Here is a 20,772-nt window from a genome sequence, read left to right on the forward strand (position 1 = left end):
TCGGGCGGATCGTTGCGTGATCGCCGCTGAGACCTAGGCGTCTGCCGTCCGTTTCGACTGTGGCACAAAGTCTTCGGGCAGCATGCGGGACCACCGCCAGAGGTGCTGCACCAGTCGGCCCTCAAGCATGTCGTTCTCGTTCATGACCCGGACCAGCCGCTCGCCGAAGAACCGCAGGTTCGCGTGATAGTGCGGATTGCGCAGTGCGGTCCACGCCGACCGCAGGGGCGGAAGCCCGGCGTCGCGGTACACGGCCGGTTGCACCATGATCAACGGGATTACCGCGGCGCCGGCGGCAACGATCAAGCGCTCCAAGGCCATCCGGCCGCGGCCCGTTCTCTCTACGGCGCGCGCGAGCGCGACGCGTGCGTAGCTGATGTGTCGGGCCTCCTCGATCACGTGAATCTTGGCGATGGCCCGGGTTCGGGGTTGCAGAGTCTCGTCGTTCATCGTTTGTCGCTGCAACCGGTCCAGTATTTCCTCGACCATCAGCATCATCGAGAAGATTGTGGCCGAAAGTGGCGCCAGCGCGGTGATGCCAACCAATGCCCGCGCGATCATGGGCGGGTTGTAGCTGCGGTCGCTCAAGGTGTTGATTTGGCGACCGAACATCACTGAATGCCGGCATTCGTCGGCCACCTCGGTCAGGGCGTACTGTGCTGTGGCGCTTCGCGGATCGCTGACCGAAGCGAGTTTGAGCATGGGATGCATCAGTGCGCTTTCGGCGAGGATCCCCCAGCTGGCCAGGGCCGACGCCTCCAGGCGTCCGAGCCGGATCTTTTCCTCCTCGGTCATCCGCTCGAAGATCTTGGTGCCGTACAACGAGATGTACCTATCGGGCACATACCGCAGGCCGGGTACGTCGGGGGCGTCCCAGTCGACGTCCACCTCCGGGTGGTAGGAGCGATCGACCGAGGACCGCAGCAGCCGCACAGCCGTGCGCTCGATGGGTGAATCTTCCTCGACGCTGGGCGTTTGTGACATGACGTGCCTCCTGCTACTCAGTGCGCCATTTCGTGACAGTACTGCAAAGTACCGGGTACTTCTAGTACCGTCAATGGCATGGCAGATGGTGGTGATGCCCGGAGAGAACGGTGGGCACGGCACAAAGTGCGGGTGCGTCGAAGGTTTGTTGCTGCGGCCGTGGTCTCGATCGAGCGAAAGGGGCCGTCGGCGACGGTAGAGGATGTCGTCCGTGCCGCGCACTCCGCTAAACCCAAGTTGTACAGGCATTTTGACGATCGCGATGATCTGTTCGACTCGGTGGCGCAGGCCATGGTGGCCGCGATCCGGCGCCGGCTCTCCGGCGCTGTCGACATGGATATGCCGCCACGAAAGTCGGCGCAGCGCGCCGCATCCGGCATTGTCGCGTTGGTGCAACGGTTCCCGCAGTCGACCCGTTTCCTGTTCGAGCATCAGATGGTGGGCGTGCGCGGCAAGCCAGCTCCAGCCCTCCGGCCCGACGGAGCCATCCCCGAACTTGCCGGGGCGATCTCGTCATTCCTGGAGCGGGTCAATGTGCACCCATCCGGTGCCGATCAGCTGGCTGCCGCGCTGATCGGCACCGCGGCGACGACGGCGATATGGCACGTTGCCCAGAGCGGCGAGCCGGATGAGTCGGCAGACCGGCGACTTGCCGAGACGCTATGGGCGTGTGTTGATGTCTTTCTGCGCTCCAAGGGCGTCATCGTCGATCCCGATCGAGCTCTGGATGCAGACCGGGTCCGGACGGCCCGCGCCGCGTTGGTGGACTTGCGGGGCGAGGGTCAGTCGCCGAGTTTCTTGTAGAAGCTGCCCACGATGGGAGCGACAACGGCGCGGGGGGCGTAGCCGGCGGCTACCGACATAGCCTTGGATGTGATGCCGGGGACCACGCGCATCTTGTTGCGTTCCAACGCATTCAGGGAGACGCGTGCGGTGTATTCGCCGTTGATCCACAGGAAATCGGGTACCACCTTGTCCACGATCGAGGCCTCCGCGGGGTCCGGCTCGACGGTGCGCACGGGGCCGGGCGCCAGCAACGTGACGTGCACGCCGGTGCCCTTGAGCTCGCCGCGCAGCGACTCGGAGAAGGTGTTCGCAAAGGCCTTGGTCGCCGCGTAGGTGGCGTTGTTGGGGATCGGGGAGTTGCCCGCCGCAGAACCCGAGATCAGGATGCCGCCGGCTCCGCGCGCCAGCATGCCGGGCAGGACCGCCAAAGTAAGGTCGTGCACCGCAACGGCATTGAGCTGCACCTGCTTGCGCTCCCCGGCCGGATCGAGGCCGCGGATCGGTCCGAAGGTCGCTGTCCCGGCGTTGTTGCACAGGATCGAGATGTTGCGTTCGGACAGCTCTGTGCACAGTGCGTCGCGCGCACCCGGATCGGCCAAATCCACCGCACGCACCTCCACGATCACGCCCGTTTTCTCGCTAAGGGCGTTGGCGAGGTCGTTGAGAATCTCACCCCGGCGTGCGGTGATGATCAGATTGTGGCCACGGGCGGCGAGCTCTTCGGCGAGCGCCGCCCCGATCCCCTGAGAAGCTCCGGTGACGACGGCGCGGGCATCGGGACTTGGTGCGGGTATCGGCATGGAGCAATCGTAAAGGTTGCCGATTTGGCGCCAGGCTACGCTTGTCGGTAATGAGCATGCCTGGGGTCGAAGAGCCTAAGGGGCGTCAAGACCCAGGACCCGGTCGACAATTGGACACCCCCACCTCACGTGGCCGGATAGCTGCGTGGGCGGCATTCGACTGGGGTTCTGCGGCCTTCAACACCGTGATCGTGATGTTCATCTTCACGCCGTACCTGACCGGCCGGGTTGGCGCGGGGCTGCCAGATGGCGTGCCGCAGGGACTGTTGGGCTGGATGATGGGTCTCGGCGGTGTTCTTGTCTTCCTACTTGCGCCGGTTATCGGTGTGTGGGCCGACACCCCGCAGCGGCGCCGCGTCGCGCTGGGCACCCTGACGACACTGGTGGTGGCGGTGGCCACCGCGATGAGCATGGTGCGTGAGGACAATCGCTACCTCTGGTTGGGCCTCGGACTATATTGCGCGGGTTCGGTATTCAACGAGCTGGCGCAGGTGCCCTACAACGCGATGCTGCACGGGCTGACCACACCCGCCAATGCCTCCCGGGTCTCGGGGCTGGGCCTGGCGGCCGCCTATATCGGCGGGGTCCTGGTCTTACTGCTGTGCTATCTGGGCTTCATCTCGGGGGACGGCCCTACTCGCGGCCTCTTTCAGGTACCCGCCGCAGACGGATACGACGTGCGTGTGTCGGCCCTGCTGGCGGCGGCATGGTTCGCGGTGTTCGCCTTGCCGTTGGTGCTCACCCGGCCAGTGCCCGACCCGGCGGCGCCGCCGCCCAGCTCGCCCGGTGTGCTCGGGGTGTATCGGGAGCTGTGGCGCGATCTGGTCGAGCAGTGGCACATGGATCGGCGGATCATCTATTTCCTGGTGGCGAGCGCGATCTTCCGCGACGGGATGGTCGCGATGTTCGCACTCACCCCGGTGATCGCCAACGGCGTGTTCCACCTTTCCGGGGCGGATATCACGCTGTTCGGGGTGGCCGGGAATGTGATGGCGGCAGTCGGAGCGGTCGTCGGAGGATTGGTCGATACCCGGTTGGGCTCCAAGGGGATCATCGTTGGTTCACTGGCCGTGATTGTCTCGCTGGGCATCGTGATGATGTTTCTGACAGGGCAGCCCGCGTTCTGGATCTGTGGGCTTGCCATCGCGGCATTCGTCGGTCCGCCGCAGTCGGCCGCACGAACACTGGTGCTGCGGATGGCGCCGGTGGGCCGGGAGGCGTTCGTCTTCGGTCTGTACACCATGACCGGTCGGGCGGTTTCCTTTGTGGGCCCGTGGCTGTTCGCCACGTTCGCGCTGCTGTTTCACGCCACCAGGGCCGGAATCGCTGGACCGGTGCTGATGATCGGGCTGGGAATGGTCGCGGTGATACTCGTCAAGGTTCCCCGCTATGACCCCGTCCGTGATGAGATCGTCAGCGGCGCAGGCTAGCCCAGCGTGCTGCAGGTCGCCATCTTGCCGGAGGTGGCGCTCTTCTGTGCACCGTTGACGAGCAGTGTGCAGGACACGTCGTGCGAGAAATCGGCGGCGATCACCACGGCGTTGGTCACCTGTTCGGTGTTCAGTTTGACTTCCTTGCGCCACGGAAGTTTGACGTTGAATTCCATCTGCAGCGAACCGCTGGCGTCGAAGTAGGTGACGTTGAGGGCGGGGCCGCGGCCTCCCACCTCGTAGACGACGCTCTCCGTCGCGGCTTGACTGCCCTGTGTGGGTGGATTCACCGGGATCGGCGGAATGGTGAAACTTGGGATGGGGGGTATGGTTGGCTGGCTGGGCGCGGTCGTTGTCGAGGTTCGTGTGGTCGGGCTGGAGACGACGGTCGGGGGTTGTTGGTCTTCACGCTGGATCAGTAGGACCAGGGTGATGATCAGCGCGATGATGACCACCAATGCGCCGATGCCTACCACCCACAGCCAGAAGGTGTTTGACCGGCGCGGCGGCTCGGGATCCTTTGGGGCAGGGCCGTACGACCCGTATTGCTGCCCATACTGCTGCGGTAGCACGGCTGTCTGGTTCGGCTGGGCAGTGCCGGAGAGCGCCGGATACTCGAATGCCTGGGACGCGTACGCCGGATCTTCCGGGTAGTCCAACGGCTGGCTGGACTGCGGCCACGAACCGTATGACGTGGAGCCGCCCGGGGCGGCCGCATCGTCGCGGCGGTTGCTGTCCATGGCCGCCAGGGTACCCGTCAAGCTATCAATGCAGGTGAAGGCCGGTCGGCCGTGTTTTCGGTGGTACGTCGCCGGACATGGGCGAATGGCGAGGTTGTGCTGTGATCCCGGTCACGGTGCGGCACGATAGGGGCCATGACAGCGACCGAACCAGCCACTTCCGAGAGCACACCACCGAAGAAACACAAGGACCGCACCCATTGGCTGTATATCGCGGTTGTCGTCGCGGTGGCGCTCGGTGTGGCCGTCGGCATGCTGTGGCCGGGATTCGGCAGGTCGGTGGGTGTGCTCGGCGAGATATTCGTCAGTCTCATCAAGATGATGATCAGCCCGGTGATCTTCTGCACCATCGTGCTGGGCATCGGATCGGTACGCAAGGCCGCAAGTGTGGGACGAGTGGGCGGATTGGCGTTCGTGTACTTCCTGGCGATGTCGACGGTCGCACTGGCGATCGGACTCGTTGTCGGCAATCTATTGGCGCCCGGCACCGGTTTGCACCTTTCGGGCTCCAACCAGGGTGCGGGAGCCAAGTACGTGGACCAGGCTCACGCCGCCGGCGGCACCTGGCACTTCATCAAATCGATTGTGCCGGAGACCATGTTCTCGGCGCTGACCTCCGGCAGCGTGCTGCAGACGCTGTTCATCGCGCTGTTGGTCGGCTTCGCGGTACAGGCTCTCGGTGGTACCGGCGAATCGATCGTCCGGGGTGTGGGGATGCTGCAGAAGCTGGTCTTCAAGGTCCTCATCATGGTGCTGTGGCTGGCTCCCATCGGTGCCTTCGGGGCCATTGCGAATGTGGTGGGGCAGACCGGCTGGGACGCGGTCAAGGAGCTGGGCACGCTGATGCTTGGCTTCTATGTGACCTGCGCGATCTTCATTTTCGGTGTGCTGGGCACGCTGCTGTGGGCGGTATCGCGAGTGTCGATATTCAGGCTGGTGCGCTACCTGGCGCGCGAGTACTTGTTGATCGTGTCGACGTCGTCCTCCGAATCGGCACTGCCCCGGCTGATCGCGAAGATGGCCCATCTGGGTGTGGATAAGTCCACGGTGGGAATTGTTGTCCCAACCGGGTATTCGTTCAACCTGGACGGGACTGCGATCTACCTCACGATGGCCTCGTTGTTCGTAGCCGACGCCATGGGTGCGCCCCTATCGGTGGGCGAGCAGATCTCCCTGCTGGCATTCATGATGATCGCGTCCAAGGGCGCGGCCGGTGTGACCGGCGCCGGAATGGCCACGCTGGCAGCCGGGTTGCAAAGCCACCGGCCCGATCTGGTCGACGGTGTCGGCATGATCGTCGGCATCGATCGGTTCATGTCCGAGGCGCGGGCGTTGACCAACTTCTCTGGAAACGCGGTGGCCACGCTGCTCATCGCGACCTGGACCAAGACGATGGATCGCGATCGGGTCAAGACGGTGCTCTCGGGGGCCGATCCCTTCGACGAAACAACCATGCTCGACGACCATGCCGGCGAGGCGGTTGTGGACAAGGTGGTCAGCTGACCGCTGGTAGCGTGCGCATGTCGCCGATCGGTGGCATCCTGGAATGAGGTAGCCGATACGAGTTCGCCGAGCGCAGATTCGTTACACCACTTGAGCATTGGTGAACGACGTCGACAGCCGGGCAGAAGTTTGTCGAGCACCGCAGGAGGGTGCCATGAACACGCCGAATGCACTCCCTAAAACGACTTTGATCTGGGCTCCGGGCACCTGGGAAGCGGATGCGGCCGACACCGCGGGCGAGAACCCGGCGGAGGACCGCGCGTTTGGTCTAGGGCTGTGGTTGGTCGACTGGCGCTTTCCCAACCGCTTGAATCGGAACCGCTGGAGCTTCAAGATTCTTGTGCCGCCCGGATACACCGGATCGTTCGGCCCGATACCGGGCGGCGGGAAACCGCCGAATTTCGAAGGGCTTTCCTATCAAGAGTCGGTGGACGCCGGCGTGGACTACGCCGTGGACGTGGTGAATCGAACTCCGGGCCCGCTGGTTCTGGGTGGATACAGTCAGGGTGCCGAACTCGCGTCACGCCTGAGTCAGGAATTCATCAACGGCCGCTTGGCTACCCGTGTCAACGACCTGCATGCCATGGTTACTTTCGGTAATCCCCGCCGAGCCAGCGGGCGTGAGATTTCGTGGCAGCCGACGCTGGCCTTCGAGGGCATCGGAAATGACGAACCGGGTGGCGGTTTGACCGCGCCCGTGCCGTGGTGGGACTACTGCTTCCCGTCGGACATATACGGCAATGCCAACCCCGAGAGCTTCTTGCGTTTCGGATACGACGTGCTGACCGATCTGCAGTTGCATAATCCGTGGGAGCTGGCGGGCAGGCTGGCGGAGACGGTCTCTTCCGGAGAGCTGTTGCGGCGGTTGGATCTTCACCCCGAAAGCTGGTGGTGGCGTGTAACCCATCCCGGACTCTACGTCAGTATCGGGCGCAAGACCGCCAACACCGTTGCCGCGGTCAACGAGTTCCTGGTCACCGGCGCGCACGGCCATTATCACGACCAGCCTCTCTGGGAGGATGGTCCGATACCCGTTTGGCATGCGATCGGCCAGCTGAACGCTCTCACCGGACCGGTCGCCATGGCCGCTTGATGTGTCAGTTCATGCGATATGGGTAGTTTGCGACGATGGCGTCGGTGCGGTCGATGAGGTTGGCGGTCAATACAATTCCGGTCTGGTTGTGCAGGATCTGGTGCCAGCGGCGTTTGGTCTTGATCTCGGTGATGAGTACTGTCACCTGGCGGCCGTCGCACTGACGCTTCTTGACGTACTCGACGAGCGGAGTGACCAGCGAACGATGCTTGGTGGGTAGCACGATCAGCTCAAGACCCGGGTTCCATTGCGCCCAGCGTTTGGTAATCGCCGCGGCCCTCTGGTCCGTGCGGCTGATGGTGACCGGCACTACCTCGCCGCCAAGGTGAAGCGCCGCCTCCAGGAGTTGAACAGTGCGCTTGTTGATGTCGTCGATGGGTACGATCACCAACGGTGTCTGGTCGGGCGGGTTGGGGGTGAGCGTAGGCAATTCGTCAAGGGCCAGTTCGCTTCTGACGCTCCGGTAGTAGTTCTCGGTACGTCCGAACAACAGCACCAGCAGCGGGATGACGATGAGAAGGACCCAGGCGCCCTCCGTGAATTTACTGACAAAGAACACCACCATCGCGATCGCCGACAGTGTCGCGCCGAACCCGTTGAGCGCGGCCTTCCAGTGCCAGCCGGCGGTGCGTGCGCCGAACCAATGCTTGACCAACCCGGTTTGGCTGATCGTGAATCCGATGAACACACCGATCGCGAAGAGCGGCAGCAGCCGATGGGTGTCGGCATCGCTGGCGATGAGGATGATCGCGGAGAACAAGGAAAGCGCGACAACGCCGTAGCGGTAGACCGGTTTCTCGGCGCGCAACCCGAACAGGTGCGGCATCCGGTCGTCCTTGGCCAACAGACTCATCAACACCGGCAATCCGCCGAAGCTGGTGTTGGCGGCGAAGCCGAGGATCAGTGCGACGGTCACATTGGTGACATAGAAAGGCAGCCCGGTGCCGAATGCCGCGGCCGAGAGTTGCGCCAGAATGGTCACGTCGCCGCGGGGGACCACATGATGGGCCTTGATCAGGACGCTGAGCCCGATCAACATGACACCCAACAGGATTCCGAGGGCTACTTCGGTGTTCTGTGCTCGCGTGATGGCGGGGTTCTTGAACGCTGGGACGCCGTTGGCGATCGCCTCGACGCCCGTCAGGGAGGAACAGCCGGCCGCGAAGGCCTTGAGGACCAGGACGATTCCCAGCGCGCTCACCGGTTCGACGGGACCGAGTTCCTTGCCGATGACGGCGACCGGCGTGGAGTGCATCAAGCCGAACACGATCACCGCCAGGATGCAGGCGATGAACAGCAGCGTTGGCAGCATCAGCACCTTGGCCGACTCGCTGATGCCGATCAGGTTGATCACGGTCAGTATCGCCAGCCCGATCAACGTGATGGACAACAGGTGTGGCGCCAGGACGGGAAAGGCGCTCGCCAGGCTCGCGGCCCCGGCGGCGAGGCTGACCGCGACGGTCAACACATAGTCGACCACCAGGCTGGCGGCGGCCACCAGGCTGGCGCCCCGGCCGAGATCCTTCTTGGCGACGGCATACGAGCCCCCGCCCTCGGGGTGCACGGCGATCACCTGGCGGTAGGAGAAGACCAGCACGATCAGCAGCACCGTGATCGCGATGGCCACCGGCAGGGTGAACGCGATGGCGCCGACGCCACCGGCGATGAGGGCCAGCACGATGGCCTCCGGGCCGTAGGCGACGGAGGACAGGGCGTCGAGGGACAGCGCGGCGAGCCCGCCGACAGCGGTCAGTTTGTGCGCGTCGTCCTTGAGGACGCGGCGCAGCCGAGGGTCGGCTACACGCTGCGGTTTGGGCTTGGCGGGAGGGGCTGAAACCACCGGGGGAGAATAGGCACGGACATGGCCGTTTTCGTGGTTCTTTACGGAATCTTGAGGCGATCGGCCGGGCACTACACGGGCGCATGGCAGTGGTGTCAATCACGATGACATCGGCGAACCTATGTCCCATGAGGTCAACGGATGTAGACTCTGCGGCATGAAGGGACTCAGTCTTACTGCGATGATCGCGATGGGTGCGGGTGCTGCGGCGATCGCCATGGCTTCCCCGGCATACGCCGACGACGTCAGCTTCAACGAGACACTGCACTCCTACGGCATCTACGCGCCGCCGGACAAGACTGCCTACCTTGGCAAGATCACGTGCCACCGGCTGGACACGGGCCTGGACAAGGACGCCTACCAGTCCACAGATTTCCTGGCCAAGAACCTGGACCGGAAGAGCAGCACCGAGCAGAAGTGGCAGTTCCTGTCCGCTTCGATCGATGAGTACTGCCCGGAGCAGCGCCCCGTGCTGGAGCGCGCGGCCAACCGCACGTAACCCGGTTCGTTCTTAACCGCGCTCAGCGAGCGCGGTTAAGAACGTCGAGTACCTGAGCAACCAGCTCGTCGATATCGGCCCCGGTGGTATCGAGGACGAGTTCAGGATTCTCCGGGGCTTCATAAGGTGCTTCCACGCCCGTCAAACCCTTCAGCTCGCCGGCGCGGGCCCGCGCGTACAGCCCCTTGGGGTCTCGCTTCTCGCATTCGGCCAGTGGCGTAGCGATGTACACCTCGATGAACGGCAGTTTCGCGGCGGCGTTGATGCTGCGTGCGGTCTCGCGATCGGAGCGCAGGGGCGACACCAGCGATGCCAATGCCACCACGCCGGCATCGGCAAACAGCCGCGTCAGATGCGACACCCGACGGATGTTCTCGGCCCGGTCGCCCGGAGAGAACCCGAGGTCATCGGATAACCCGTGGCGCAGATTATCGCCGTCGAGCAGGTATGCGACCTGCCCCGACTCCACCAGCGCACGTTCCACCGCCACCGCGATCGTCGATTTGCCGGATGCCGGCAGGCCGGTGAACCAGATGATGGCGCCGCGCTGAGCGGTGCTGTCCCAACGGTATTCACGATCCAGCGCCGATGGGTGCCACCGGATATCGGTGCGTGAGTGCGTCTCGGGCTTGACCTCGCGCGCCTCGGTGATGGTTCCGGCGCCGACGGTGTCATTGGACGCCTCGTCGATCAGGATGAACGCGCCGCTGTCCCGGCTGTCGGCATAGGAATCGGCTACCACCACCGAACTGGTGCGCAGGGTGACCGCGCCGATGTCGTTGAGCGCCAACTCGACCGGCCCGTCCAACTCGTCGAGTGTCTCCGGGTCAAGGCGGGTGTGCAGAGCCTGAACCGTGGCCCGCACCGTCCGGGTGCCCTGCTTGAGTGCCAGTCGATCGCCCGCGCGTAGTGGTCCGTTGGTAAACCAGCAGACCGTGGCGTCGATCTCGCGGGCGAGGACCGGCAGCACCGCGTCATCGGCACCGCTCACCAGCACGTCGCCGCGCCCCACGTCGATGTCGTCGGCCAATTCGATCGATACCGACAGGGGGGCCACACCAGTGGCACGACTTTCGTCCAGGGTGTCGACCACCGTCACCGTCGAGCGAGTGCCCGAGGGCAGATTGACCACCGAGTCACCGACACTGAGCGTGCCCGCTGCCAGGCGGCCGGTGTATCGGCGACGTTGTTCGGCGGTGGGGCGTGAGACCCACTGCACGGGCAGTCGTAGCTTGGCTGCCTCTGGCTGTGGGGGTGAAAGCTCTACGTTTTCAAGGTATTCGAGGAGTGTCGGCCCCGAGTACCACGGAGTGTTCTCGGAGCGGTGCACCACGTTGTCGCCATGTTTGGCGGCGATCGGAATGACCGTGATCTCTACCTTGCCGAGCCGGTCGGCTAGCAGATGCAGCTCGCGATCGACTTCCGTGAACCGTTGTGCGTCGAAGTCGACCAGGTCGATCTTGTTGACCGCAGCCACGAAGTGCTTGATGCCCAACAGCTTTGCGATGCGGGCATGGCGGCGGGTCTGCCGCAGCACGCCGGCCCGCGCGTCGACCAGCAGGATCGCCACATGCGCGTTGGAGGCACCGGTGAACATGTTGCGGGTGTAGCGCTCGTGACCGGGAGTGTCGGCCAGGATGTAGCTGCGACTCTCTGTGGAGAAGAAGCGGTAGGCCACGTCGATGGTGATGCCCTGTTCGCGTTCGGCACGCAGGCCATCGGAAAGCGCAGCCAGATCGGCCACGCCCTCATCGTCGGTCACGGCTTCCAGATGGTCCACCGGCAGACTGTCGGTGTCGTGCAGCAGCCGTCCGATGAGCGTGCTCTTGCCGTCGTCCACCGAGCCGGCGGTGGCGATACGCAGCAGTTGGCGGGTGTCCACCGCGGTTGGGGTGCTCATCAGAAGTAGCCCTCTCGTTTCCGGTCTTCCATGGCCGCCACGGATGTGCGGTCGTCGGCGCGGGTCTCGCCGCGCTCGGAGACGGTGGCCACGGAGATTTCCGCGATCACCCCTTCGATCTCGGTGGCCTGGGAACGGACGGCGCCGGTGATGGTCATATCGCCGACAGTGCGGTAGCGCACCCATTCGGTGGCGGCCTTCTCGTCGCCCGTGGGAGTGGCGTACTCGGAGGTGGCCAGCAGAATGCCGTCCCGCTCGAACACCTCGCGTTGATGCGCGTAGTAGATCGACGGCAGTTCAAGATCTTCCAGCTGGATGTAGCGCCAGATATCAAGCTCGGTCCAATTGCTCAACGGGAACACGCGGACCTGTTCGCCCTTGCGGATGCGCCCGTTGTACAGCGACCACGGTTCGGGCCGCTGAGCTCGCGGGTCCCACTGCCCGAACTCGTCGCGGAAGCTCAGGATGCGTTCCTTGGCGCGGGCACGTTCTTCATCGCGCCGGGCGCCGCCGAACGCCGCGTCGAAGCCGCCCGCCTCCAACGCGTCCAGCAAGGTACGGGTCTGCTGTCGGTTGCGCGAGGCCCCCGGGCCCGGGTCGGCGACCCGTCCGGCGTCGATGGTCTCTTGTACCGAGGCGACGATGAGTTTGTGCCCGTGTCCGGTGGTGCGCCGGTCGCGGAACTCGATCACCTCGGGGAAGTTATGTCCGGTGTCGACGTGTAGCACCGGGAAGGGCAACGGTGCGGGCCGAAAGGCCTTCTCGGCCAACCGCAGCAGCACGATCGAGTCCTTGCCTGCCGAGAACAGCAGCACGGGGCGCTGCAGCTCGGCGACCACTTCACGGATGATGTGCACCGCCTCGGCCTCCAACAGCCGAAGCTCGTTGACCTGCAACGGATTTTCTATTGTCGTCATAGCGGCAGCCCCTCCTTTTCAGCATCGGCGCGGTATCGGTCCACCCAGTCGTCGGACCGCTGATCTGCCTGCCGTTCCAGCACCGGCGGCGGTGCGAGGCGCGGGTCTTGTCCCAGCGCCTCCAGCACGGTGCCGACCACCTCGGTCAAGTTGCGCCACAAATATGGATACGAGATGTCGATGGGCTCGATGTTCTCCTCGGCGAACCAGCGCCGCCAGCCCGTCTCCTGCGCCTGCAGCATGGTGATGACGTGTGCGATGGCACCGGCGTGGTACTCGGCCCGGGCATCACGCACCGGGTCGGGACGGCCGCGCCAGACTCGGGTCTGGACCGCGCGCCAAAACGAGACAGCTTGAGACACAACGTCCGGTCGGTATACGTGCACCAGGACCGGGTCGCTGCCGATGACGTCGCGTATCGCGGCGAGCAGGCCCTCGCCGGAGCGGTCGGGGAGACCTTGCGCCCGGTTCAGCAGCAGCGGGGTCTGGTTCCACATGAGCTTGCCGCCCCAGATGCCGTTCGGGGTGCGTCCGACGGTGCGGATGTAGTCGCGCCAGATGGTGGCCGGTGCTAGGTCGGGCTTGCCCTCATCCAGCGGATCCAGCAGCCGCAGGATCGACTCGTCCTGTACATCGGCGAACCATTCCCGTGGCTGCGGGGACATGCTTGTGGTGGGTAGGTACTGGAAGAACTCCTGCGGTTCACCGGCCACGCCGGTCGCACGCAGGGATTCGACCAGCAGGGTGCTACCACTGCGCTGCGATGCGAGCACCAGATATGCGGTGGGATGGTCGGGCATGCGCAGTAGCCTAACCGCAATTGTTTTGTATTCGACTAATTGGGTTCGCCATGAATTGCAATCACCGCGAACAAAACTATTGTTCGATACCGCGTTCGTCGGCGATCGCCGACCGGTTAGCTCCAGGTCTGCCATGGATGCGCAGGAATGTCTCGGTGTATCGCTCGGAAATGCGCGTGCCCGCAAAATCGGAGGGGATCACGTCGAGGGTCTTCTCCCGCCAGTCGTTCAGGCGCAGCGCGAGATCGTTGGCGACGGCCTCGGATGCCTCGTCGGCATCGAGTCCCAGCAGGTTATGCGCCTCTTCTGGGTCGGTCCGCAGATCGTAGAGCTCGCGGTGCGCCCTGGGGCCGGTGATATGCGTCGCGACGGCACGGCCGGGCGGACTGTCGGCAATGTCCCAAGGCAGATCCAGCACGGGGCGCGGCGCGTAATTCTCTATATAGCTGTAATTCTTTGTCCTGATAGCTCGAATAGGATCAAAGGAATCGTGATAAGTTTTGGTGGTAAATACCTCGGAGCGCACTTCTTCGAGTTCGCCCGATTGCTTCTGGATATTACCGGCATGGGAAACCCCTTGCACTTCTTCGGGAATTTCGACTCCGAGAAGTTCCAAAAGGGTGGGCAGCAGATCGACCCCGCTGAAGAGCTCCTCATAGCGAAGTGGTTCGGTCGTGCGGCCGCGGGGCGGGCGCACGATCAGGGCGATACCGGTACCGGCGTCATACAGGGTGGATTTGGCGCGTGGCAACGCCGGACCGTGGTCGGTCATGAAGATCACCCAGGTGTTCTGGTCCAGGCCCGTCTCGGTCAATACCTCCAGTAGTTCACCGACTTTGGCGTCGGCCACTGTAATCGAGCCGTAGAACTCGGCCAGGTCATCGCGCACCTCGGGGGTGTCGGGCAGGTAGTCGGGCACGTCCACCGAGCTGGCGTCGGACGGTGCATAGCGCTCCCGCGGAAAAGGACGGTGCGTCTCGAAGAATCCGGCGGTGAGCAGAAACGGTGACTGCGGGGAATTACGCAACCAGCGGGTCGCATGTTCCACCACATATTCGCAATAGGAGTTGGACACGTCGTACTCGTCGAATCCCAGCGTCGCCGGATACGCCGATTCATGCTGCATTCCGAACAGCGCTGTGTGCCAGCCCGATCCGGACAAAATATGGGGGAGTGTGCGCACCCCGGCGCGGTATTCCCAGCCGTGATGAGCCAGTCCGATTAGGCCATTGCTCTGTGGGTATCGCCCGGTGAAAAGGGAACCGCGCGAGGGTGAGCACAGTGGCGCGGTGGCATGTGCACGGGTGAACAGGATGCCCTCGGCGGCCAATCGGTCCAGGTGCGGGCTGGATACGTCGGGATGACCGTAGACGCCCAGATAGCGACCGAGGTCGTGCCAATGGACGATCAGAACATTGTCCCGTGACGCTGCGGCCACTGTGCTCCCTTCCCGAGGTTCGGCGTTCCAGCCAACAGTGTGCCCCCATTGTCTGGCAACCCTTCGGCTCACGGCGAGCGACTACGCCTCAGCGTGATCCCCAATGCCAGGAAGGTGCCTTGAGCGGATCGAGTCCGATGATCTGTGTCTCGCCCCAATCCTTGGTGAGCTCAAGGCGCACCGCGGGCCCCGCGTCGTCGAAGTAGTCTTCCTCGCCCGCGAGAATCTCGCGCAGTGGGCGGGCGGCGAGGTGACTCATCAGAGCGCTTGCGTGCGTGATCACCACCACCTGAGTCTTGGCGGCGGCCGCCTGGATGAGCGTCGCGAGTGGGGCGATGAGGTCGGGATGCAGTGAGGTCTCCGGCTCGTTGAGCACCATCAGCGGCGGCGGGTCGGGACTCAGCAGCGCGGCGGCCCACAGCAAGAAGCGCAGGGTGCCGTCGGAGAGTTCCGCCGCACGCAGTGGACGCAGCATGCCGGGCTGTTGTACGTGAAGGTTGAACATGCCGTCGGTGACTGCTACTGCCACCGTGGCGCCATCGAAGGCCGCGGCGACCACCTTGTCGAGGGTGTCATTACCGGTCTCGACGATGGTCTGAATAGCTGCCGCCACATCGCTGCCGTCGTTGGACAACACCGTTGTGCGCGTGCCGATCTGCGGCTGACGTGCCGGTGCCAGTGCGTCGACCCGGAATCCGTCGTAAAACCGCCAGCCGCGTAGCGTGTCCCGGACGGCGCCCAATTCCGGAAACTTGCCGGCGAATTCGGAGAGCACGCTGCGATACGTCGGCAGTGAGCGACTGAACCCTTCGAATCCGCGGCCCGATTCCGAACGAGCTTCCACCACCGGGCGAGTTCTTCGGACCAGGGTCGCGCTGGGACGAAGGGAGGGGCCGGTGAAGACAGCCTCACCCTTGATCTCCGGGTCGCGTCCGAATGCCGACTCGCTGGGTGTCGGCAGGCCGAGATCCACCAGGTAACCAAAATCTGTTGACGCATAACCCAGTTCGATCGACACCGGGCGGGTGCGCCTGGTGCCCTGAACGACTCCCGTGCGTCGCGCGCGGTTGAGGCTTTCTGGTCCTGCCCACATAGCCGACTGCAGACCGCCTTGCCGCGCCAGGGAGCCGATGATCTCGCCGCTGCCGCAATCGGCCAGTAGCTGCAGGGCGCGGTACAGCGACGACTTGCCGGTGCCGTTGGCGCCGGTGATAACGGTCAGTTGCGCAAGCGGCAGCACAATATCGCGCAGTGACCGGTATCCGCGGATGGCGACGGTGGTGAGCACGCCGCCAGGTTAGCCAGGGGTACCGACAGGTGAGAGGTGTGTTCGGTGTTCGATCATGACCGAGCTGGCGTCCCCGACTATCGTCCGAAACCTGCGTTGCGCAGCGCGTCCGCCATCGAACCCGTCGGGCGGCTCTCCTCCCGTCGGCCGGAATTCTTGTCGCGGTTCTGGTTTCGGCGCCCCTGATTCCGGTCGTCGCGGTTCCTGTCGTCACGACGGGGAGCGCTGGAACGCTCAGAACGCTTGCCCTGTTGCGGATCGTCGTTGAGTCGCAGGGTCAGGCCGATACGCTGACGTGGAATGTCGACCTCGGTGACCTTGACCCGCACCACCTGGCCGGACTTGACCACCTCGTGGGGGTCGGAGACATACCGATCCGACATCGCCGACACGTGCACGAGGCCGTCCTGATGCACACCGACGTCAACAAACGCGCCGAAGGCGGCCACATTTGTCACGACCCCTTCCAGCACCATGCCGGCCTTCAGGTCCGACACCTTTTCGACTCCGGCAGCGAACGTTGCCGTGGTGAATGCGGGACGGGGGTCGCGCCCCGGCTTCTCCAACTCGCCGAGAATGTCTGTGACGGTGGGTATTCCGAACCGGTCGTCGGCGAAGTCGGCGGGCTTGAGCGAGCGCAGTGACCGTTCGTTACCGATCAGCTCGGCCAGGGTCACGCCCGAGCGGTCCAGGATTTTGCGCACCACCGGGTACGACTCGGGGTGCACTCCGGACGCGTCCAGCGGGTCGTCACCACCGCGAATACGCAGGAATCCGGCGCATTGCTCAAAGGCCTTGGGGCCCAGCCGGGGCACCTCAAGTAGTCCCTTGCGGCTACGGAATGCCCCCACCTTCTCGCGGTGGGCGACGATGGATTCGGCCAAGGACTCGGTCACCCCGGACACGCGTGCGAGCAGTGGCACCGAGGCCGTGTTCAGGTCCACACCCACCGCGTTCACGGCATCCTCGACGACGGCATTGAGGCTGCGCGCCAGGGTGCCGGGGGTGACATCGTGCTGGTATTGACCGACACCGATGGACTTGGGTTCGATCTTCACCAGCTCGGCCAACGGGTCTTGCAGACGCCGCGCGATCGAGACCGCGCCTCGCAGGGTCACATCGAGGTCGGGAAGCTCGTGTGCGGCGTAGGCAGAGGCCGAGTAGACCGATGCGCCGGCCTCGCTGACCATCGCCTTGGTGGGTGCCTTAGCGCCCGCGGCCTTGATATCGGCGATGAGTTCTGCTGCCAGTGCATCAGTTTCGCGTGATGCCGTCCCGTTGCCGACGGCGATCAGCTCGACATTGTGGCGGGCGATGAACGCCGCCAGGGTGGCCTTGGCCTCATCCCACTTCTTCTGCGGCTGATGGGGGTAGATCGCGCAGGTGTCGAGCACCTTGCCGGTGCCGTCCACGACCGCGACCTTGACTCCGGTGCGGAAGCCGGGGTCAAGGCCCAGGGTGGCGCGGGTGCCCGCGGGCGCGGCCAGTAGCAGATCCTTGAGGTTGCGCGCGAACACCCCGACGGCGTCTTCCTCGGCGCGTTGGCGCAGCTTGAGCCGGGCGTCGACGGATGCGGAGAACATGAGCTTGGCGCGCCAGGCGACGCGGACGGTGCTGGCTAACCACGGCGTCGCCGGGGTGTTGGCGGTCAGGTTTACGCCAAGTGACTGCGCAACCATGTGCTCGTACGGTGCGTCATCGCCGCCGTCGAAGTTGAGGGACAGAACCTGTTCCTTCTCACCGCGCATGACGGCAAGTACCCGGTGTGAGGGCATGGTTTCCAAGGGTTCGGAGAACTCAAAGTAGTCGCGGTATTTCTGTGCCGCTTCGGTTTTCGCCGCGTCCTCGGACCATGGGGCCGTCCGCAACGCACCTTCCGCCCAGAACTTGGTGCGGGTGGCGCCCACCAGCTCGGCGTCCTCGGCCGCCCGTTCGATGAGAATGTGGCGGGCACCGTCCAGGGCGGCGTTGGCATCGGCGACGCCCTCGGTGAGGAACTCGGCTGCCACCACATCGGGCACCAGGTTCGGGTCGGCCAGCAGACGGTCGGCCAGCGGTTCCAGTCCGGCTTCGCGCGCGATCTGCGCCTTGGTGCGCCGCTTGGGTTTGTACGGCAGGTAGATGTCCTCGACTCGCGCCTTGGTGTCGGCCGAGATCAGCGCGGCCTTCAGTTCGTCGGTCAGCTTGCCCTGCTCCTCGATAGAGGACAGCACCGCGGCACGGCGCTCGTCGAGTTCTCGCAGGTAGCGCAGCCGTTCTTCCAGTTCACGCAACTGGCCGTCGTCCAGGCTGCCGGTGACTTCTTTGCGATAACGCGCGATGAACGGGACCGTCGCGCCCTCGTCAAGCAGCCGCACGGCGGCTGCGACCTGGGCCTCGGTCACAGCCAGTTCCGCAGCGAGGCGGGCGTTTACAGATTTCACGGTCACGCTCTGAGTCACGCCGAGGGACCCTACCCAATATCGGGGACAAGCTAGGCTCACCGGGTGCGTGTCTGGAGCATGTTGGCTCTGATCTTCCTGGTCGCGGGTTGCGGAGCACAGCGCGAGCAGGCGCCGCGCACGTCGACGTCCACCAGCACCACCACGTCGCAGGCCGCGCCGGGCCCGCAGGCCTCGGTGGAATCGGTTACCCGCTGGATCGAGGCGGGCGATCCCGTCGACGCCGAAAAATATCGGACGATCGATCAAGGTGGCACGCCGGGCCGGCTAGCCGAAGGTGACGTGGCGTTCCGTGCGCCCCGCGAGCTCGGTCCTCGAGTCGTCGGCGGCTGCATCACCCAGGTGAAGTATCAGGACCCGTTGTCTTGCCTGCCGGGTCTTCGCAATGCGCAGCCCCGGCCGCCGGGTTTGCCCGGCCAGTGGATCGGAGGCTGGGTGAGCTTCGACGGCGCCACGGTCACCGTCGGCAGCCTTCACGGTGACCCCGGGCCGTTCATCCAAGGGGTTGGCCTTCCGCTTGAGTATGGCAAGCGTCTGAAATTCGGTGACTACCAATGCAGATCGGACCGGATGGGTCTGTATTGCGTCAACTACCCACATCGCTCGGCCATCCGGATGAGCGAGGAGCTTGAGGTGTACGGGTGCGCTCAACGGGCGACTCCGCCGCACGGTATCGGTATGCAGTACGACTGCGGATGAGTGTGATCAGCCGGCCGGTTTCGGCTTCAGCAGGGCTGCCGAGAAGCGATACAGGGCAAGTAGCGAGATGAAGCCAAACATGAAAAGGATGACGCTGCCGACGGACTGGTTGACCGGGTTGAGGAACAGGCCGAATGCGTAGGCCCCGATGACGACGATGGGCGCGGCATCGACCCAGCCGAGCGGACGCTGCTCCGAGAGCGCGAGTGCGTCCTTGCCCAGCAACGGCAGCAGCACGAACGAGATGATGACGGTGATTAGAAAGCCCCACATCGCCCACCCAATGGGCAGAGCTGGGTCACCGAAGAACGAATCCTCTGGGGCCAACGCTTTGGACTTGCCAACCCATTCATAGATGCCGAACTTGGTGCAAAAACCGTTGGCCAAGAACGCGATCCAGGCATGGAGCATGCCGTACAGCGCGCAATGCCAGACAACCTGCCACGGTCGCAGGGCGCGCGGATCTACCACGATCTTGCCGTCGAGAATCACGTTGATGATCACGTAGATCGGCCATAACAATGCGACCATCCCGACGGGAACGAGCAGGGGGACGTTACCGATATGAGGGCCCATCATCGGTATGTCGCCATAGCGCAGATCTCCCCAGATGAATCCGCCGTAGCTGATGTTGGCCTGTTCGAACGCCCATTCCACGACGGATGCGATGACGAAATAGGCCAAAGCCAGCTTCACGCCCAGGTGTTTGAGCATGTGCCCGAATACCGCGACCACCAGTGCCAGCGAGGTGATGGTCTGGGCGACGACGGGCAGGCCAGCGCCGCCCGTGGAGATTCCCGACCACAGCGTCATGACAACCCACACCACGCAGGCGACGCCGAGGGCTATGTCGATGGGATTGGCCTGCCGCGCTTGGCTGTTCGTGCGGTTGTCGGTGCTGGTACTCATTCTGCGCCGTCCTTTCGGGTCTGAATCCGCCCTCGATTGGAAAATTATTCTAGAACAATTCTCTAGTCAAGGGATGATTCAGTACTCTTCGGGGGTGCCCCCTGCCTCGAACGCCGGTGTCGCCCGTCGTCGCGCGATCCTCGACGCAGCGCTCACGTCCTTCCTGAAGAGCGGTGTGGCCGGCGCCACGGTCGAGGCGCTACACCGGGAATCCGGCGCCAGCGTAGGCAGCATCTACCACTTCTTCGGGAGCAAGGAAGGCGTCGCGGCCGAGCTATACCTGGAAACGCTTCGCGACTACTACAACGCGTATCTTGCGGTACTGCAGTCAAGTTCAGGCCCGCACGATGGGGTGGTGGGTGCGGTGAGCTTCCATCTGCAGTGGGTAGCGGCCAATGAAATGCGGGCGCGTTTCCTGTTCCATTGCCGCGAGTTCGAAGTGATCGAGGAATCGCGCTCGACGATCACCGCACTGCACGAGGACTTCTACTCACAAGCCAGCGCGTGGCTGCAACCGCACGTCGAGAAACGGCGCATCAAACCTCTACCGCCCAGGTTGTGCCAGGCACTGTGGATGGGGCCGTGCGTGGAGTACGCCCGCCTCTGGCTGGCGAGATCGGCCGACTTCGACATGCTCGCTGCAGCGCCGGTTCTCGGGCAGGCCGCGTGGGATGCGGTGAAGGTCTAATCCGTACGGGCGCTGGA

The 20,772-nt window shown here is 64.3% G+C and carries 18 protein-coding genes; 7 read left to right on the forward strand and 11 right to left on the reverse strand.

Going from position 1 to position 20,772, the window contains the following annotated elements; genetic code table 11:
* Positions 1 to 33: 33 nt before the first annotated feature.
* A complete protein-coding gene (locus MAB_RS07915) occupies positions 34 to 984 on the reverse strand; it encodes an AurF N-oxygenase family protein (RefSeq protein ID WP_005084781.1) in 951 nt (316 codons plus the stop codon).
* A gap of 126 nt (positions 985 to 1,110) precedes the next feature.
* Here MAB_RS07915 and MAB_RS07920 point away from each other — a divergent pair, with 126 nt between their 5' ends.
* Positions 1,111 to 1,788, forward strand: a complete 678-nt coding sequence (locus MAB_RS07920; protein WP_005093088.1) for a TetR/AcrR family transcriptional regulator — start codon at positions 1,111 to 1,113, stop codon at positions 1,786 to 1,788.
* Here the strand turns inward: MAB_RS07920 and cmrA are convergent.
* Complete coding sequence (cmrA, locus tag MAB_RS07925) at positions 1,767 to 2,570, reverse strand: mycolate reductase (RefSeq protein WP_005084785.1); 804 nt, start codon at positions 2,568 to 2,570, stop codon at positions 1,767 to 1,769. The two genes, MAB_RS07920 and cmrA, sit on opposite strands and share 22 nt — an antisense overlap.
* Before the next feature lie 110 nt (positions 2,571 to 2,680).
* Between cmrA and MAB_RS07930 the strand changes: the two genes are divergently transcribed.
* Positions 2,681 to 4,000 (forward strand): MFS transporter, encoded by a 1,320-nt coding sequence (locus tag MAB_RS07930; protein WP_005084788.1) that lies wholly within the window; start codon positions 2,681 to 2,683, stop codon positions 3,998 to 4,000.
* On the opposite strand, the gene MAB_RS07935 is transcribed toward MAB_RS07930, so the two are convergent.
* On the reverse strand, positions 3,997 to 4,740 hold the full coding sequence (locus MAB_RS07935) for an MmpS family transport accessory protein (protein WP_005093089.1): 744 nt from the start codon (positions 4,738 to 4,740) through the stop codon (positions 3,997 to 3,999). The two genes, MAB_RS07930 and MAB_RS07935, sit on opposite strands and share 4 nt — an antisense overlap.
* Positions 4,741 to 4,875: 135 nt before the next feature.
* Between MAB_RS07935 and MAB_RS07940 the strand changes: the two genes are divergently transcribed.
* A complete protein-coding gene (locus tag MAB_RS07940; RefSeq protein ID WP_005084792.1) occupies positions 4,876 to 6,243 on the forward strand; it encodes a C4-dicarboxylate transporter DctA in 1,368 nt (455 codons plus the stop codon).
* 154 nt (positions 6,244 to 6,397) lie between these two features.
* Positions 6,398 to 7,336, forward strand: a complete 939-nt coding sequence (locus tag MAB_RS07945; protein WP_005084793.1) for an alpha/beta hydrolase family protein — start codon at positions 6,398 to 6,400, stop codon at positions 7,334 to 7,336.
* A gap of 4 nt (positions 7,337 to 7,340) precedes the next feature.
* Here MAB_RS07945 and MAB_RS07950 read toward each other — a convergent pair whose 3' ends face one another.
* Positions 7,341 to 9,176 (reverse strand): APC family permease, encoded by a 1,836-nt coding sequence (locus MAB_RS07950; protein ID WP_005093091.1) that lies wholly within the window; start codon positions 9,174 to 9,176, stop codon positions 7,341 to 7,343.
* 157 nt (positions 9,177 to 9,333) lie between these two features.
* Between MAB_RS07950 and MAB_RS07955 the strand changes: the two genes are divergently transcribed.
* The gene (locus tag MAB_RS07955; protein WP_005093092.1) at positions 9,334 to 9,675 is read left to right on the forward strand and encodes a DUF732 domain-containing protein; all 342 of its coding nucleotides are present in this window, start codon (positions 9,334 to 9,336) and stop codon (positions 9,673 to 9,675) included.
* 22 nt (positions 9,676 to 9,697) lie between these two features.
* Here MAB_RS07955 and cysC read toward each other — a convergent pair whose 3' ends face one another.
* The 6 genes from cysC to MAB_RS07985 form a co-directional block, all read right to left on the reverse strand.
* Positions 9,698 to 11,575 carry an adenylyl-sulfate kinase gene (cysC, locus tag MAB_RS07960; RefSeq protein ID WP_005084798.1) on the reverse strand — a complete coding sequence of 626 codons (1,878 nt, stop codon included), beginning with the start codon at positions 11,573 to 11,575 and terminating at the stop codon, positions 9,698 to 9,700.
* Positions 11,575 to 12,492: a sulfate adenylyltransferase subunit CysD gene (gene cysD, locus MAB_RS07965; RefSeq protein WP_005060060.1), complete on the reverse strand. Its 918-nt coding sequence runs from the start codon at positions 12,490 to 12,492 to the stop codon at positions 11,575 to 11,577. The genes cysC and cysD overlap by 1 nt, the downstream gene beginning before the upstream one ends.
* Positions 12,489 to 13,292: a trehalose 2-sulfotransferase gene (stf0, locus tag MAB_RS07970; protein WP_005093093.1), complete on the reverse strand. Its 804-nt coding sequence runs from the start codon at positions 13,290 to 13,292 to the stop codon at positions 12,489 to 12,491. The genes cysD and stf0 overlap by 4 nt, the downstream gene beginning before the upstream one ends.
* 76 nt (positions 13,293 to 13,368) lie before the next feature.
* Entirely contained in the window at positions 13,369 to 14,730 is a 1,362-nt protein-coding gene (locus MAB_RS07975; RefSeq protein ID WP_005093094.1) for a sulfatase family protein, read from the reverse strand.
* An 88-nt stretch (positions 14,731 to 14,818) separates the two neighbouring features.
* Positions 14,819 to 16,018: an AAA family ATPase gene (locus MAB_RS07980; RefSeq protein WP_005084806.1), complete on the reverse strand. Its 1,200-nt coding sequence runs from the start codon at positions 16,016 to 16,018 to the stop codon at positions 14,819 to 14,821.
* 77 nt (positions 16,019 to 16,095) lie between these two features.
* The gene (locus MAB_RS07985) at positions 16,096 to 18,459 is read right to left on the reverse strand and encodes a Tex family protein (protein ID WP_012296438.1); all 2,364 of its coding nucleotides are present in this window, start codon (positions 18,457 to 18,459) and stop codon (positions 16,096 to 16,098) included.
* Between the two features lie 60 nt (positions 18,460 to 18,519).
* Here MAB_RS07985 and MAB_RS07990 point away from each other — a divergent pair, with 60 nt between their 5' ends.
* Positions 18,520 to 19,158 carry a hypothetical protein gene (locus MAB_RS07990; RefSeq protein WP_005093096.1) on the forward strand — a complete coding sequence of 213 codons (639 nt, stop codon included), beginning with the start codon at positions 18,520 to 18,522 and terminating at the stop codon, positions 19,156 to 19,158.
* A gap of 6 nt (positions 19,159 to 19,164) precedes the next feature.
* On the opposite strand, the gene MAB_RS07995 is transcribed toward MAB_RS07990, so the two are convergent.
* Positions 19,165 to 20,067, reverse strand: coding sequence for a hypothetical protein (locus tag MAB_RS07995; protein WP_005093097.1), 903 nt, complete (start codon positions 20,065 to 20,067; stop codon positions 19,165 to 19,167).
* A 73-nt stretch (positions 20,068 to 20,140) separates the two neighbouring features.
* Between MAB_RS07995 and MAB_RS08000 the strand changes: the two genes are divergently transcribed.
* Positions 20,141 to 20,755 (forward strand): TetR/AcrR family transcriptional regulator, encoded by a 615-nt coding sequence (locus tag MAB_RS08000; protein WP_005093098.1) that lies wholly within the window; start codon positions 20,141 to 20,143, stop codon positions 20,753 to 20,755.
* Positions 20,756 to 20,772: the final 17 nt, after the last annotated feature.

It is taken from the genome of Mycobacteroides abscessus ATCC 19977 (assembly GCF_000069185.1).
In the GTDB taxonomy this organism is placed as follows: Bacteria; Actinomycetota; Actinomycetes; order Mycobacteriales; family Mycobacteriaceae; genus Mycobacterium; species Mycobacterium abscessus.

Excerpts from the sequence above, each read along its gene's own strand:
- cysC (WP_005084798.1), bottom strand. The coding sequence starts at position 11,575 with ATGAGCACCCCAACCGCGGTGGACACCCGCCAACTGCTGCGTATCGCC.
- MAB_RS08000 (WP_005093098.1), top strand. The coding sequence starts at position 20,141 with ATGATTCAGTACTCTTCGGGGGTGCCCCCTGCCTCGAACGCCGGTGTC.
- MAB_RS07945 (WP_005084793.1), top strand. The coding sequence starts at position 6,398 with ATGAACACGCCGAATGCACTCCCTAAAACGACTTTGATCTGGGCTCCG.
- MAB_RS07935 (WP_005093089.1), bottom strand. The coding sequence starts at position 4,740 with ATGGACAGCAACCGCCGCGACGATGCGGCCGCCCCGGGCGGCTCCACG.
- cysD (WP_005060060.1), bottom strand. The coding sequence starts at position 12,492 with ATGACGACAATAGAAAATCCGTTGCAGGTCAACGAGCTTCGGCTGTTG.
- MAB_RS07955 (WP_005093092.1), top strand. The coding sequence starts at position 9,334 with ATGAAGGGACTCAGTCTTACTGCGATGATCGCGATGGGTGCGGGTGCT.
- MAB_RS07940 (WP_005084792.1), top strand. The coding sequence starts at position 4,876 with ATGACAGCGACCGAACCAGCCACTTCCGAGAGCACACCACCGAAGAAA.
- MAB_RS07915 (WP_005084781.1), bottom strand. The coding sequence starts at position 984 with ATGTCACAAACGCCCAGCGTCGAGGAAGATTCACCCATCGAGCGCACG.
- stf0 (WP_005093093.1), bottom strand. The coding sequence starts at position 13,292 with ATGCCCGACCATCCCACCGCATATCTGGTGCTCGCATCGCAGCGCAGT.
- MAB_RS07995 (WP_005093097.1), bottom strand. The coding sequence starts at position 20,067 with ATGAGTACCAGCACCGACAACCGCACGAACAGCCAAGCGCGGCAGGCC.
- cmrA (WP_005084785.1), bottom strand. The coding sequence starts at position 2,570 with ATGCCGATACCCGCACCAAGTCCCGATGCCCGCGCCGTCGTCACCGGA.
- MAB_RS07990 (WP_005093096.1), top strand. The coding sequence starts at position 18,520 with ATGTTGGCTCTGATCTTCCTGGTCGCGGGTTGCGGAGCACAGCGCGAG.